The 14,231-nt window shown below is 40.6% G+C and carries 13 protein-coding genes; 9 read left to right on the forward strand and 4 right to left on the reverse strand.

The window, feature by feature from the left end; translation table 11 throughout:
* Window positions 1-53: 53 nt before the first annotated feature.
* From VB836_RS01765 to VB836_RS01775, 3 genes are all read left to right on the forward strand, one after another.
* Window positions 54-2,579, forward strand: coding sequence for a hypothetical protein (locus VB836_RS01765; RefSeq protein WP_323217729.1), 2,526 nt, complete (start codon window positions 54-56; stop codon window positions 2,577-2,579).
* 29 nt (window positions 2,580-2,608) lie between these two features.
* Window positions 2,609-5,428: a COG1470 family protein gene (locus VB836_RS01770; RefSeq protein ID WP_323217730.1), complete on the forward strand. Its 2,820-nt coding sequence runs from the start codon at window positions 2,609-2,611 to the stop codon at window positions 5,426-5,428.
* A 435-nt stretch (window positions 5,429-5,863) separates the two neighbouring features.
* Window positions 5,864-6,406, forward strand: coding sequence for an REP-associated tyrosine transposase (locus tag VB836_RS01775; protein ID WP_046277816.1), 543 nt, complete (start codon window positions 5,864-5,866; stop codon window positions 6,404-6,406).
* Window positions 6,407-6,712: 306 nt separating this feature from the next.
* Here VB836_RS01775 and VB836_RS01780 read toward each other — a convergent pair whose 3' ends face one another.
* The 3 genes from VB836_RS01780 to VB836_RS01790 are packed head-to-tail and all read right to left on the reverse strand — an operon-like array spanning window position 6,713 to window position 10,587.
* Window positions 6,713-7,777 carry a phage tail protein gene (locus VB836_RS01780; RefSeq protein ID WP_323217731.1) on the reverse strand — a complete coding sequence of 355 codons (1,065 nt, stop codon included), beginning with the start codon at window positions 7,775-7,777 and terminating at the stop codon, window positions 6,713-6,715.
* 20 nt (window positions 7,778-7,797) lie between these two features.
* Entirely contained in the window at window positions 7,798-10,137 is a 2,340-nt protein-coding gene (locus VB836_RS01785; protein WP_323217732.1) for a putative baseplate assembly protein, read from the reverse strand.
* A gap of 33 nt (window positions 10,138-10,170) precedes the next feature.
* A complete protein-coding gene (locus VB836_RS01790; protein ID WP_046277814.1) occupies window positions 10,171-10,587 on the reverse strand; it encodes a GPW/gp25 family protein in 417 nt (138 codons plus the stop codon).
* A 253-nt stretch (window positions 10,588-10,840) separates the two neighbouring features.
* Here VB836_RS01790 and VB836_RS01795 point away from each other — a divergent pair, with 253 nt between their 5' ends.
* The 6 genes from VB836_RS01795 (at window position 10,841) to VB836_RS01820 (ending at window position 13,761) form a co-directional block, all read left to right on the forward strand.
* A complete protein-coding gene (locus VB836_RS01795; protein ID WP_323217733.1) occupies window positions 10,841-12,019 on the forward strand; it encodes an RNA-guided endonuclease InsQ/TnpB family protein in 1,179 nt (392 codons plus the stop codon).
* Window positions 12,020-12,141: 122 nt separating this feature from the next.
* A complete protein-coding gene (locus VB836_RS01800; RefSeq protein ID WP_323217734.1) occupies window positions 12,142-12,792 on the forward strand; it encodes a hypothetical protein in 651 nt (216 codons plus the stop codon).
* Window positions 12,793-12,904: 112 nt separating this feature from the next.
* Window positions 12,905-13,114 (forward strand): prevent-host-death protein, encoded by a 210-nt coding sequence (locus tag VB836_RS01805; protein WP_046277812.1) that lies wholly within the window; start codon window positions 12,905-12,907, stop codon window positions 13,112-13,114.
* Entirely contained in the window at window positions 13,111-13,269 is a 159-nt protein-coding gene (locus tag VB836_RS01810) for a Txe/YoeB family addiction module toxin (protein WP_082172329.1), read from the forward strand. The genes VB836_RS01805 and VB836_RS01810 overlap by 4 nt, the downstream gene beginning before the upstream one ends.
* Before the next feature lie 134 nt (window positions 13,270-13,403).
* A complete protein-coding gene (locus tag VB836_RS01815; RefSeq protein WP_046277817.1) occupies window positions 13,404-13,628 on the forward strand; it encodes a hypothetical protein in 225 nt (74 codons plus the stop codon).
* Window positions 13,618-13,761 (forward strand): PIN domain-containing protein, encoded by a 144-nt coding sequence (locus VB836_RS01820; RefSeq protein WP_160315465.1) that lies wholly within the window; start codon window positions 13,618-13,620, stop codon window positions 13,759-13,761. The genes VB836_RS01815 and VB836_RS01820 overlap by 11 nt, the downstream gene beginning before the upstream one ends.
* Before the next feature lie 35 nt (window positions 13,762-13,796).
* On the opposite strand, the gene tnpA is transcribed toward VB836_RS01820, so the two are convergent.
* Window positions 13,797-14,216 (reverse strand): IS200/IS605 family transposase, encoded by a 420-nt coding sequence (gene tnpA, locus VB836_RS01825; RefSeq protein WP_039895582.1) that lies wholly within the window; start codon window positions 14,214-14,216, stop codon window positions 13,797-13,799.
* Between the last annotated feature and the right edge of the window lie 15 nt (window positions 14,217-14,231).

Raw genomic sequence — 14,231 nt, forward strand, 5'->3', positions numbered from 1 at the left:
ACCTGTTTTTACGGCTTCAGTGATTCTCAAACTCACTTAATTTAACAAATCAGATGATAGATTTTATTAGATTAGAAGTTGAACCCAAATACATTAAATTACAGCAAGGTTCACAGCGTTCTTTATCCTTTAAAGCTTATGTTACCAACTACAGCCAGGATTTTTATAGTTTTTATTTAGAGTTAATTGTACCCGGACTCGATCCGGCGTCAAATATTAAATGGTACAGCACAGAACCTCAAGTCGCCGCCAAGAAACCGCCAGGTGCAACAACTGAATTTACCGTTAATATTCATCGTTCTCCCCGTCCGGGCTATGAAAATCCATTAGATTTAACCGTCAGAGCAATTGCCATAGAAAATCCCGAACTTTTCGCCACAGAAACCCTAAATTTAAAGCTGGAAGCCCCCCTAAAACCGCTAACTTTATCAATTCTCACTCCCAGAGATGGATTGAAAGGATATCCCGGCGAAATTATTGAAATTCCTGTAATTGTATCAAATTTTAGTCAAGATTCTATGGCGGTAAATTTGACGTTCAAAGGAGAAGAACAACTCGATAAAAGTTGGATGATTCATGGAACTGAAAAACGAATTACAGAACTTAATCCCGGCGAACCTCAATCGGTTATCTTTGAGTGTAAACCTCCAGAAGAAGGTAAAGCATTGAGTCAAACTTACAGCTTTAGAATCATGGCTAAAGCAAATATAACACTCAATCCTGAACCCGAAGTTGCGGGAACACTCGAAGTTTTACCGAAGGGAATTGTCAGTTGGGAATGCGATCCAATCGAGCAAGTTTTATCCGGCGTTCGATGGAATAATAGCGTCAATTATACCATTAAATTAGAGAATAAGAGTAACCGGACTCAAGATATTAATTTTGATATTATTGAAAGAGCTAAAAGACCGCATCATCTTAGTGTTTTGTCAGTGCAAGGACAAGAACAAGAACTTTTTGTCGAATCCGATCAACAGCAATCTCACTATATTTATACTGGGTTAAATTTTGAGACAATTTATCCCCAAGAGTCGGGATTACAAAAACTGAGAATTAGTCACGCTAGATCTTGGTTGGGGATTGGCAGTCAACTGAAATTTAAACTTAAACCTCATTTATTCAATCAAAATTATGACTCTCCCGAAACGCCAGTTTTTCCCAAGCCTGAAACCCAAACTATTACTTTAGATGTTAAGCCAATAATTCCATTTTGGTTGCAGCTATTAGCCTTATTGTTAATGCTTTTATTGGGTGGACTGTGGTGGTTACTCAAGCCGAAAAATCATCATACCGATCCGGTGAACTCCGTTGCTTTTGATGGCAAAGCAAATACAGTAATTAGTGGTTCTAGCGATCGCAGTATTCGCTACTGGCAAGTCGAAGGAAATCTATTTTATCCCCCGGAAGTGATTACCGATGAAAATGAAAAAGCGGTGCGTGTCGTGCGTTTTTTGCCGAAAGATAATCAACAAGTTGCCGCAGGTTTAGAGACGGGAGAAATTAATCTTTGGAATGTCACGAATAAACAGAGACAAGGAACACTTTATATTGATGAAAGTAGAAATGACCGCGTTTTTGGCTTAGAATTTACTAAGGATTCTCGTTATTTATTGAGCGCTCACGGAAGCGGAATGGTGCGATCCTGGAATTTAGCCGCGATTGATTCTGGCGTTAATTCATCAGAAATTCGACAAACTCGTAAGGTCAAACAGCGCTCTGGACTTGAACCCCTTGCAGAAACCTATGACCTCTACAAAGATAACTTGAGAATTGGTCGAGAATTAACTTTAAAACAACCCTTTTCATTGCTAACCTTAGCTATCAGTGAAAGTCGAAATCAACCGAGATTAGTCTTTTTTGCAGGTCAGTATAATAAGTTAGCTATTTGGGAGAATTGGGAAAACTGGCAGAACTGGCAAGAATTTGATAATAATTACTATTATGAAAATTATTATAATTTTACCAGTTATAATGATTTTCTACAACAACAAAACCAAGAATCTGCAACCCGCAATAAGTTATATTATCTACCTTATACTTGGGAGAATCAACCGGATAATTTGGAGAAGAATTTAATTAATCAATATAACTACATTACCAGCCTAGCAACCCATGAAGAAATTAATAATGCTAACTTCCCCAATTGGTTAGCCAGTGCGGATACGGAGGGATATATTACGCTGTGGAACCTCGATAAAATTCGTCAATGTATTGAACAGTCACCCGGAGTTGGTGAGACTCTTAACTGTTCAGAAAATATGATGATAGAACAGTGGAATAATGGTCATAAAGGCGAACCCGTTCGGACGGTTGCATTGAGTCAAAATGGCTGCTATCTTGCGAGTACCGGAGACGATGGACGAGTGATGCTATGGTCATTAAATCCCGATGGAACACGAGAGAATGAAAAGGGGAAAGTCGTGGCTCAATTTCCTGGGATTAGACTCAATAGCGTTGATATAAAAACGTTTGATGATGAAATTCGCCTCACCTTTGATGGAGAAAATCATCATGTGAATATCAAGAAAATGAAAATCAAAAAGATGGCCAACTGTATGAATGAACGAAGAACCCGTTAGTTAGTTTTATTAAACTGGAGATATTCAGGATGCAATCAACCCGTACACCGATTTTTATTCAAGAAGATCAGAGTCAAAAAAGCCTCAACATTTGGCGAGGTTCGACCGAAAAATATCGCTTAACAGTTACAAACTCGGATAACCAAGAATTATTAATTGTCGTTTGGATAAAAGCCAATGATGCTCGTTCAAAACCGATAGAAAGATGGTGTACAATTATAGATGATAAATCATCGGTTAATAACCGTCTCCGACTAAAGCCAGATGAATCTATCTCAATTGAGCTTCAATTTGAAGTTCCGCAGCAAGCCGCACCGGGAACCTATTACTATACAATATTTGCGGAAGCTCCCGAACAATATCCCGATCAAGTTTTTCGTCGTCCCCAACAACTTCGAGTTCGTTTAGATCGGGAAACAATCTGGGACTACGAACCCGAATTTATCCTTCCTGTTACCAATCCGAATAAACCCTATGAACTGCAAGCGGGAGAAGAAGTAGAAATTCCCATTCAAGTCAAAAATCGCTCCAAATTAGTAGATCGATTTTATATTATTTGTCCCGATTTAGAACCGGATTGGTATGAGGTTCGCTATCCAGAAGTGAATACCAATTTACCGGGATTAATTCGAGAAACAGACGGACTTGAACTCAACCCAGAAGATCCCCCCGGAGAGATTAAATTAATCTTGCATCCGCCTAAATATACCCCCGCAGGAAACTATTTTCCCACAATTCAACTCATTTCAAAAAATAATGAATCTCAGCTAATCATTCGAGTCTTTTATTTACTAATTTCACCAGAATATCAACTCCCCTGTACTCTGCAACCTACCAAAAATAAAGTCAAACAAGGTGAAACAAGTTTTGAAATTGAATTAACCAACGAAGGCAATACCAAACGTTATTTAATTTTAACAACCAACTTTATTCTACAAGAAAAGCTGTGGAATTACTCTTTTTCACCGACTTCAGATGTTAGACTTTTTCCCAGTAAAAGTAAGACGATAACTCTACAAGTTCAGCGTCAAGGTTGGCGATGGCGTCGTTTAATTCCCAGACCCGCTTTAGAACTTCCCTTTGAGATTGAGATAGAAGATGCTCAAAACTTACCTTTAGATCGCCAATCCCTTCAGGGAATATTAATTTGGGATAAAAGTCCTTGGTGGCATTTGTGGCTATTGATTTTGTTGGTATTTTGTATTCTAGCGGGAACTGCATTTGCGATTTGGTGGAATTACTTCAAAATGCCGCCTTTACCTAAAATTAGTGAATTTAGTACCCTAAAACCAACCCCAAAATATAATGAAGGTGAACCGATTCAAATCGAGTGGGAAGTCAGCCACCCTCAACAATTAGATAAACTTGTTTTAACTCGTATTGATAGCCAAGGAAGCCGCGAATTAAAAAACTATCCATTTTTAGACGGAAAACCCAATTTCTCAGATGAAGTCCCCAAAAACTCCGAACCTTGTCAACTGAATGAAGACGAAAAAATAACTCGTTGCAGCTTAACTCTGGCTCCCCCTTCTCCCAATAAATATACGCTAGAAATCGAAACGTTTCCCAAACCGATTAACGAGCTATTTAGAAAGCGTTCATCAAACGAGGCTTCTGATTCCAGTCGGACTGATACAATAGAAATTATTCCAAAACCCGAACCTCTATTATCTCAAATTAACGAAATAACCTCTCCCAAATCAGCCTATTCCAAAGTTCAACAAGAAGAAATTGTTCTTCAGTTTGATATCAAAAATCAGAGCCAGTTAGCTCAACTTGATGTTATTACCGAGGGGAGCGATCAAGTGATTAGAACAGCTTCTTATGTTAAAGACTTAGAAAACACTCAACTCAAACCCAAAGACATCAGAAATATTTGGGGTGATTTAGTTTGTGAAGTTGGAGAAAAACCCTCAGACTTAAGCTGTCAATGGAGCTTAAATACTCGTTTGATTGAACCGGGAAATTATACCTTCAAAGTCGATGTTTACTCTTTATCAAATCCGAAAGAATCCTCTGATTCTCAACCCCTACAAAATACTATCATTGTACAACCGGAACCTTTACCCGAACTTGAACAATTTACAATATCAAAAGCGGTTTATGAAGAAGCTCAAAAAGAACCCATAAAATTCAACTGGGTAATTCAAAATCCCAACCAGGTTAAAGAACTGATTATCACCGCTCAAAGTCAAACGGGTTCAAGTCAAGAAATTCAACGCTATCAATACCCCAGTCAAGTTAGTCAATTCTGTTCAATTCCCGCAACGGTTGATTTACCGCTTGTTTGTCGAGATGTTCCGACAACAACTTTACCCCCCGGAGAATATACGTTTCAGCTAGATGTTATTCCTAAAAAAGCGGAAGAAACTGCTAATATTACTCGCACTTCACCCCCTGTTAAAGTTAGACCAACACCGATTGAAATTGAATTCAAAGTCAACGATCAATCTATTACTCAACCTGTAGAAAATTTCCCACCAATTGCAATTAGTAAAGGAGGCGCACCCGTTTTTATTCAGTTAGCCTGGAAAGTCGAAGGCGGCGAGGGAATTAAAGTCGAATTAAACCCCTTAGTTGGTGTTGTACAGCTTGAAGGTTCAATGACTTATACCATTAGTCAAGCTCCCCTTGCTGAAACCATTACTTTGCAAGTTACCAATAGTTTAGGCGAACAAGAAACCCGCTCTATTGTCATTCAAACCTATGAGTCCAATAGTTCTAGTCCGAGTCAGTTTTCCTTCCCCAAAACGGGAGAATTGGAAACACCAGAATCAGAACTTATTCAACCTTTACCCTCCGAACCTAGTCGTTTAGAACCCCTAGAAATCCCACCTCAACCCGATTAAGTAGGTTGGGTTGAAGAATGAAACCCAACAAATCTCGTAGGTTGGGTTGAAGAATGAAACCCAACAAACCAATCTAACTTTGATGTTGGGTTTCACTGTCGTTCTACCCAACCTACTTTTGCTACTTTTGCGCTCGTTGTGTTAACTTTAATGTTGGGTTTCCTTTGTTAACCCAACCTACTTTTGCGCTCGTTGTGTTAACTTTAATGTTGGGTTTCCTTTGTTAACCCAACCTACTTTTGCGCTCGTTGTGTTAACTTTAATGTTGGGTTTCCTTTGTCAACCCAACCTACTTTTGCGGTCGTTGTGTTAACTTTAATGTTGGGTTTCACTGTCGTTCTACCCAACCTACTTTTGCTACTTTTGCGGTCGTTGTGTTAACTTTAATGTTGGGTTTCACTTTCGTTCTACCCAACCTACTTTTTTGAGTGAAATATGCGATACCGTCGTGCAAAAATTAACGGGGGAACTTACTTTTTTACTGTTGTCACCTATCAACGGCGTAAAATCCTTTGCGAACCTGATAATATAGCACTTCTGCGGGAAGCTTTTCGCTATGTTATGGGAAATCATCCCTTTACAATTGATGCTATAGTAATTCTCCCCGATCATTTGCATTGTATCTGGACATTACCTGAAAATGATTGCGACTTTTCAACCCGTTGGCGACTGATTAAAAGTGAATTTAGCCGTCGATGTGACTCCAAATATAAACAAAAATATTCCTTATCCCGACAACGAAAAAATGAACAAGCAATTTGGCAAAGGCGATTTTGGGAACATTGTATTCGAGATGATAAAGACTTGATTCAACACGTCGATTATATTCATTATAATCCGGTTAAACATGGCTTGGTTAAGTCTCCTAAAGACTGGCAATATTCTAGCTTTCATCGGTTTGTAAAAAATGGTTTGCTAACATTGAATTGGGGTGAAAATGAAGAAATTTACTTTATAGAAGGGATTGGGTTTGAATAGAATTATATTAAGTTTTGGGTTTCCTTTGTCAACCCAACCTACTTTGATGTTGGGTTTCCTTTGTCAACCCAACCTACTTTGATGTTGGGTTTCCTTTGTCAACTCAACCTACTTTGATGTTGGGTTTCCTTTGTCAACCCAACCTACTTTGATTTTGGGTTTCCTTCGTCAACCCAACCTACTACTCAACCTACTTTGATTTTGGGTTTCCTTCGTCAACCCAACCTACTACTCAACCTACATGATGTTGGGTTTCCTTTGTCAACCCAACCTACTTTGATGTTGGGTTTCCTTTGTCAACCCAACCTACATGATGTTAAGTTCGTAGGTGCAAAAAGCGGGTTTATATTGTTCAATAATTTCTCGCACTAACGGTTCATCAATCTGATTTGGAAAGTCAACTCGCAAGCGAACAATAAAGTGATAAGCGCGTCCGCCTCCCAACATCGAATCTTGATTAATATGAGTTGATCCGAGAACAAACCCCCGATTAAAATCTTCCCAAATACTAATATGTTTTTCGGCTTCTGGTAAGTCTTCATCTAAAGGTAAACCCGTAAAAAGATGCAGATAAAACCGCAAACCTTTACGAGTTCCATGCCAACGATAAAGAACAATTGCATTGCGAATGAGGCGGCGTTGAATATCAAGAGGCCAGCGAGAATCCATTTTCCAACCTACCCATTGTGCTAAAAAAGGAAGAAGTGCTTCCGGTGCCGTTAGCGGGTCAAGATAAGCCCATAAATTATCGGTGGTTTGAATGGCTGGGTCATAGGTTTCTTCAAGTATTTTAAAGAAACGACTGAGAAAATCTGTTTCACTGTAAATAACAGGTAAAAAGTCCAGATATTCAATTCTAGGATTAATTTTTAAGTTAAAAACTTGATAACCAATTAACCTATTATTGAAATGATTGCTATAAACAAAAAGTTGGGCAAAATAATTAATTTCTAGTTTACTCTGTTCCGAAGTTAACGCGGTTTGTTCTTCAAAAAAACTTTGCGGAAATTCAAAGTCTATTTCGATTTCTTGCTGTTGTTGAGGCGCAATTGTTAGTTGATAGCTGAACCCTCGAACGTCTTGGGGTTGAGTAACACCATTATTAACGCTTTGCTGATACCATTGACACCAATTTGGATTAATTTTGGGTTCAATTTCTAGCTGTAAGTTTAGTGTGAGAGATTCTTCTGACTGATTCTCTAATTTCAGGATAATTTCACTCGGTTCTCCCGGATAAACCCTTAAGGTTGTTTTTCTTGTATCTTCGGTTTGACGAGGAGATAACGCCAACTTTTCTAAACTTCCACCATCGGGAAGCTGCATGGCGGTAAGTCGAAGATAAAGGGTTGGACGAGAGTTAGTTTGAGTCATCCAATTGAAGAATTTAAGTCTTAATTATCCAGTATAAACTTAATCTCGTGAGCGGTTTTTCTTTCCTCGTTCTCCTCTCCATTATCCCAAGAACAAACAACCCCAAATTCCCCCGGATAAATAACAGGTTCGGGTATGGGCGCAACAATCCAATTCGGGCGATCTTGTGGACGAATTCCCCTCAGTTCTAACGCTTTTAAATAACGAACGTGAGGAATTTGCTGATAAAATTTCTGACAATAGGCGACCACATCCGATGGATAAACCGGATGTCCTAACGGCCAGCCCAGACCGTTTGTTCCGCCCGTAATGGGATTGAGAAACCGATACAAAAGTTGCAGAAATTGAGAACGAATATATTCGCGATCGCCATCCCGCCCAACCAAAACAACAGCCTCAACTTTCACCCCAATATATTTAGGTTCTCGCAGCAAAATTTGCACCCCCAACGGTTTGCGATCGTCCAAATAATCTTTAATCTTTTTAGTCAGTTCATCATCGAGCCTTAATTCTTCAGGAGATAAACCCCGGCTCAAATCTTGAATCTCCGCCTTTGGTATCGTTAAAATACACACCTGACCCGGCTTAATAGCATCCGGTTCAGTCCAACGTCTACCCATTTCCATGTTCGCATCCAAACAATGGGCGCGAGCCACATCAGCACCCGGAACTCGCATCGCATGGTATTCAAAATCATCCCGAATAATCGCCCGTTGACTCGATCGCAACAGTCCCGGTACCCGCAAAACCGCCTTTTCCAAAGACTCCGGTTCCGTTCCTCCCGTCGCCGCTTCGTAGTTAATCACCCGCTTGACGTAGGGGATCGCCGTTCGCAATACCGTTAACGTTTCCGCCTCAACATTTCCCCTCATCCCTCCCCCCGTGCGGTAAGCCTTCATATAAATTTCCGATCCCGGTGGCGGCACCCGACCATACTGACGCTCTTGGGCCTTTCCTTCCGTCTCAACGTTAGCCGGAGAAAGCGCATCCGCAGAGGCTTCTGTTCCGGTAAACTGGGTTTGCAGACTGTCTTGAGTTTGAAAACGGGTTCGCGCCTGGGTTTGTAACCTCAATTGACTTGGTTCTCGAATTAGCGGGCCAAACTGAACCACACCCGTTTGGGAGTCAATTAAATAATGGGGATCGTTCGCTCTAGAATCGGCAAAATCCGGGACTTCCAGCCATCGTTCGCGGGGTTTGCGATCGCCAGGGGGCTGAATTTCAACATATTCGTTGCTCTGTCGTTGGAGAACGGGTTTTCCCTGCAATTCAAACACCTGACCCGCTTTACCGTTACTCACCCCCAACAATTCATCGCGCACCCAAACGCATTGCGTCGCCTCAACGGTTCCGCCAATGGCACGCACCGACAAACCAAAAATCAACGGAGAACTGCTGTAACCGTATTCTTGCTCATCATTATCTCGCAAATATCGATAAATACAACGAATCCAACGACCCCGATATTGAGTTCCCAAATCATCCTCCGGCCAACTATTTGGGAGGTGCAAAATCACATCCGCTCCCTGTTCGGGATTTGGGCCTTGTTGGGTGATTTCTGCAAAACTAAATCCATCGGTGCGATCGTTATCTTCCTGTCGCAAAGTCGAAACCCATTCTCGACCATTCCAAGCTTCCCACTCTCGGGGCGGATTTTTGGGATTAATTCCCGTTGCGGTGGCGGCTTGTCCTTTAAACGTGATGGCGAGAATATTACCTTCAATGCTATTTTCTTCGCCCGTTGCTTTGGGTTCAATCACCAGATAAAAACAATTTCCCCGTTGGGGTGATTGTTCAAAAATAGGAGTGCGAATGGTGGTCAGCCATTCTCCGTTTTCTTGGCGACTCCAAAACGATCGCGATCGCGGAAAAATTGCCTCTAAACTCTCATTACTCAGATTTTCATTATAATCATATTCTGTAGCTTTCAAAAAGCATTTTATCCGAGGAATTCCGATTAACAACTTTCTATCCGTGCTGAAAATAATCGCTTCTTCGGTTTCCGTGCGTTCGGTTGCCACCTCCGTTCCCGCCGGAATTGGAAAGGGTATATTTTGCTCTTTTGTCAGTTCAAAGGTGATCAATGTTCGCGCCGCAGCAGGTGGCTTTAGACGAATCCCCAACATCTCCAAAAATACAATATAATTTCGGATCGGAACTTGATTGAACCGATACAACATCTGATCGGTTAGCCAGGAAAACAGTTCAATCATCGTAATTCCCGGATCGCTCGGATTGTGGTTCGTCCATTCGGGACAATAGCGGGGAATCCGAAGCAAACATTCCTGCACTAAATCTTCAAATTTGCGATCGTCTAGATTCGGTTTGGGTAAATTCGGCAGAAAATCAAAATTCACCATGCTGCTAATTTTAAAAGTTAATACGGATCGCTATTATTGAACAGTTGGTTCGAGGTAAAATGGATAGACCAAACTGCGAGTTTCAAAACTATTTTTGGGTTGATAGATAATATCCAGTTCTACCATACCTCTAATTGGGTCTGGGTTGGTTCGCACTTCTCGCAAAATAATCCGGGGTTCCCACATTTTCAGCGCTTCTTCGACGTAGAGACGCAGCAGTAAAAGCGTTTCGCGGTTGAGCGGCGCAAACACCAACTCCGACAAACGGGAGCCAAAATCGGGCCGATAGACCCGTTCTCCGAGGTCGGTACTCAGGATAATCCATATTGACTCCTCAATGTTACGAGTTGATGAACTCAGCAGCACCCCTCCGGTGACGTTCGTTTGACCGGGAAATGCGATCCCCGATCCGATATAATCTGGGGGTTGATTGTTGTCTGCAAGTGGCATTTGGGTCTTTGATAGGCTTGAAGTACCTGCCGATGCTGATTATCCTAAAATGTCGGCTTGAAGACCCTCGGTTTCACCGTGCGCTCCGGAAAAGCCGACCAGTAAACAAACCGCACAGCAACAAGATTTTAGCATCTTTTCGGTCATCCGTTCACCGCAAGCGAAAAGGCGGTGCCTGCGGATGACTCGCGACCCTTCGTCAAACTAGAAAACTCTGTGCTAAACTATATTTAGGCTAGTGAGGTTGGCATAAATGTTAGTTTTGGAGTTCAAGGTTAGGGCTAAAAAACATCAGTACACAGCCATAGACGAGGCAATACGCACGGCTCAGTTTGTCCAGAATAAATGCTTGCGTTTTTGGATGGATAACGAAAAAGTTAATAAGTATGACCTTAATAAATATTGTCGTGTATTAGCCCATGACTTTGACTTTGCTAACAAATTGAATTCACAAGCTAGACAGTCTAGTGCCGAAAGAACGTGGTCAGCTATATCTCGTTTTTACGAGAATTGTAAACGTAAGATTACTGGTAAAAAAGGGTTCCCAAAGTTCAAGAAAAATTGCCGTTCTGTAGAATATAAAACTACCGGGTGGAAATTAGATTTAACTACCAGAAAAGCTATTACGTTTACCGATAAAAATAATATCGGTAGATTAAAACTGGTTGGAACTTACGACTTAAACTTTTACCCAATTTCGTCCATTAAAAGAATTAGATTAGTTCGTCGAGCGGATGGTTACTATTGTCAGTTCATTCTCTCAGTTGATGTCAAAATAGATACCTCACCAGCCAATAGCGTCATTGGCTTAGATGTAGGATTAGAATCATTTTACACTGACCAGAATGGCAACAAAATTAATAACCCTAGATTTTTAAGAAAAGGGGAAAAGCAACTTCAAAGACTTCAAAGAAGACTGTCTAGAAAAAAGAAAGGGTCTTCTAATAGAAAAAAAGCACGGGCAAGATTAGCTAAAGCTCACCTTAAAATAAGTAGGCAACGTAAAGATTTTGCTGTGAAGTTAGCAAGATGCGTAATTCACTCTAACGATGTGATAGCCTATGAAGATTTAAAGATTAAGAACTTGGTTAAAAATCATTGTTTAGCTAAATCGATTAATGATGCTGCGTGGTATCAATTTCGTCATTGGCTTGAGTATTTGGGAGAAAAACACGGCAAGATAACTATTGCTATACCACCTCAATTTACCAGTCAAAACTGTTCTAACTGTGGGGAGAAAGTCAAAAAATCTCTCTCAACAAGGACTCATTTTTGTGCTTGTGGTTGTCAGTTAGATCGTGACGAAAATGCAGCCCGTAACATCTTGAAACTTGGATTAAGTACCGTAGGGCATTCGGGAACTAGGCTACAAGATAGCCTAAACGCTTTGGGAGAGGATACCTCTACTTTTTCAGAAGAAGTTCTGTCTTAGCAAGTAACCTCTGTGAACAAAGAATCCCTCGCTTTCAGCGACGGGAGTGTCAAATTAAGCTAGAGTTACGATAAGCGAACGTATTTTTGTGTTAATTTAACCTTAAGTTTCTGGGGGCTGCTATGAATCCGATTGACAAATCGCAGCATTTTCACGCCATCTACAAGCGAACCGAGGAATTAATCGAACTGGGTGGTAGTCGTTTGTCCCAAGAAACGGTTGAGTCAATTTTATCAATTGCCAGGGTCATTACAGAAATTGGGAAAGATTGCGATCGCTTTCGGGCCGAAATTCAACAACAGTTAGAACCCAGAGCCAAAGCCGTCAGTCAAACTGAAACTTTAGAGAAAGTTCAAGAACAATTGAGCCGAATTATCGAAGTTTCTCAAGGCGGAGATCGGCCTGCAAAAACCGTTCAAGATTTAATTTCATCCGTTGGGAAATGGCGGGAAAATTTTGTTAGCGTCCTGCATAAAATTGAAGTTTCAGAACAGGAAGCGCGGGTAAAAGAAAAGCGGTTACATCTCGATTTGGAATTAAAAGAACTGCAAAATACCGTTCTCAACAGTTCCCACAGCAATACTCATAAGTTGGAAATATTAAAAGAGTTGCTGACGTTAGAAAATCAGCTTCAATCGTTACAACACTCCTTTCAGGGTGCGGCGAATTGGAAAGATTTGGAGCGAGAAATCAATCAACTGGCAGAGCAATTAAAAGCCGTACAAACCGAATTAGAAACCGATTCTGACTCACAAAAAATTCCAAGTGAGTAGGTTGGGTTGAGGTACGAAACCCAACATTTGCTGGCTGACCGTAAGAGCGATAATCGCGCTATAATAGTCTCATAATCCTTGTTAAAAACTCAATAAAGGTACGAATAAAAAGATGAGCCAAACAGATATTCAGTATGTATTCAATGAACGGGGAGAAACCGTTGCTGTCATTGTTCCGATTGATTTATGGCGCGATATTGAATCGGAAAGGGAAACTGCTTATTTGTTAAAAAGTGAAACGATGAAACGCCGTCTTTTAGAAGCAAAAAATCGTCAAGGTGGAATGGGATTAGAGGAAGCCTGTGAAAAGCTGGGAATTTGATCCGACGGACTCCCTTTCAAGGAACTGGCAAACCTGAAAAATTAAAGCATGAACTATCGGGTTGTTGGTCTAGAAGGATTGACCAAGAACACCGCTTAGTCTATCAAGTGTTAGATGATAAGATTAGAATTCTTGCTTGCAGATATCATTATTAACCGATGAACAGTCAGAAAGTAGGTTGGGTTGAGGTAGGAAACCCAACATTATTAGCGAGGGATCTACTCTCTATTCCAACAGATGATAAATTGTGCTAAAATCAGCCAAGATAAAGTTTACTCTTCTATTGGTAATGGAAGTTCTACAACTAACGACTAAGACTGATGAATCTGGCTGCTTAAATCTTAATATTTTGACTCAGTTAAAGGCAGTAGAGGTAAATGTTGTCCTTGTTTTAAACCCAGTTTCATCACTTGATAAGCAAGAATTAAAGTATGATTTTTCTGATTTGGCAGGACAATTAGCCTGGTCAGAAGATGCAGTTGCAATGCAGAGGACTCTGCGGGATGAGTGGTAATCGCTATTTGCTGGATACGAATGCAATTGTGGCGCTACTGCAAGGAACGACTCAACTCGTCCAATTCTTACAAAATGCTGATTGGATAGGGATTTCAGCTAAACTGCCAGGAGCCGTCCGGCATAATTTCTAATTTGCCGTGACGAGGAATGGCAGACAGGATCTCTATCAATGCACAGGAACTTCCTGTCCTTCGATGTATTTTCTCAACACATCAACAGTAACTCCACCACATGAAGCAATGAAGTAAGATCCATTCCATAATACTGCTTTTCCTCGGTAAGTCTGATTTAATTCTTGTTCAAACTCTTTACGAATTAATCGACTCGTAACCGTTTTTAAGTTGTTAATAAACTTGCACAAATCTAACTGCGGGTAGTAAGAAAAAAGCAAGTGGATGTGGTTGTCCTCGCCAACGAATTCAATAACGAGGACGTTCCATTTTGAACAGAGATTATGTATATGGTCTTTAAGTCGTTCAAGCATAGGTCTAGTTAACACCTTTCTTCTATATTTGGTTGTAAGCACCAAGTGAGCTTGCAAGCTTGAAACAGCACGTCCGGTTGACTTATAAGATTTTGTAGTCACAACACTAAATGATAT

Origin of the sequence: Limnoraphis robusta BA-68 BA1 (assembly GCF_034932365.1) — a bacterium.
GTDB classification, from domain to species: domain Bacteria; phylum Cyanobacteriota; class Cyanobacteriia; order Cyanobacteriales; family Microcoleaceae; genus Capilliphycus; species Capilliphycus robustus.

Coding starts and splice junctions, on each gene's coding strand:
- VB836_RS01765 (WP_323217729.1), top strand. CDS start 54: ATGATAGATTTTATTAGATTAGAAGTTGAACCCAAATACATTAAATTA.
- VB836_RS01770 (WP_323217730.1), top strand. CDS start 2,609: ATGCAATCAACCCGTACACCGATTTTTATTCAAGAAGATCAGAGTCAA.
- VB836_RS01775 (WP_046277816.1), top strand. CDS start 5,864: ATGCGATACCGTCGTGCAAAAATTAACGGGGGAACTTACTTTTTTACT.
- VB836_RS01780 (WP_323217731.1), bottom strand. CDS start 7,777: ATGACTCAAACTAACTCTCGTCCAACCCTTTATCTTCGACTTACCGCC.
- VB836_RS01785 (WP_323217732.1), bottom strand. CDS start 10,137: ATGGTGAATTTTGATTTTCTGCCGAATTTACCCAAACCGAATCTAGAC.
- VB836_RS01790 (WP_046277814.1), bottom strand. CDS start 10,587: ATGCCACTTGCAGACAACAATCAACCCCCAGATTATATCGGATCGGGG.
- VB836_RS01795 (WP_323217733.1), top strand. CDS start 10,841: ATGTTAGTTTTGGAGTTCAAGGTTAGGGCTAAAAAACATCAGTACACA.
- VB836_RS01800 (WP_323217734.1), top strand. CDS start 12,142: ATGAATCCGATTGACAAATCGCAGCATTTTCACGCCATCTACAAGCGA.
- VB836_RS01805 (WP_046277812.1), top strand. CDS start 12,905: ATGAGCCAAACAGATATTCAGTATGTATTCAATGAACGGGGAGAAACC.
- VB836_RS01815 (WP_046277817.1), top strand. CDS start 13,404: ATGGAAGTTCTACAACTAACGACTAAGACTGATGAATCTGGCTGCTTA.
- VB836_RS01820 (WP_160315465.1), top strand. CDS start 13,618: ATGAGTGGTAATCGCTATTTGCTGGATACGAATGCAATTGTGGCGCTA.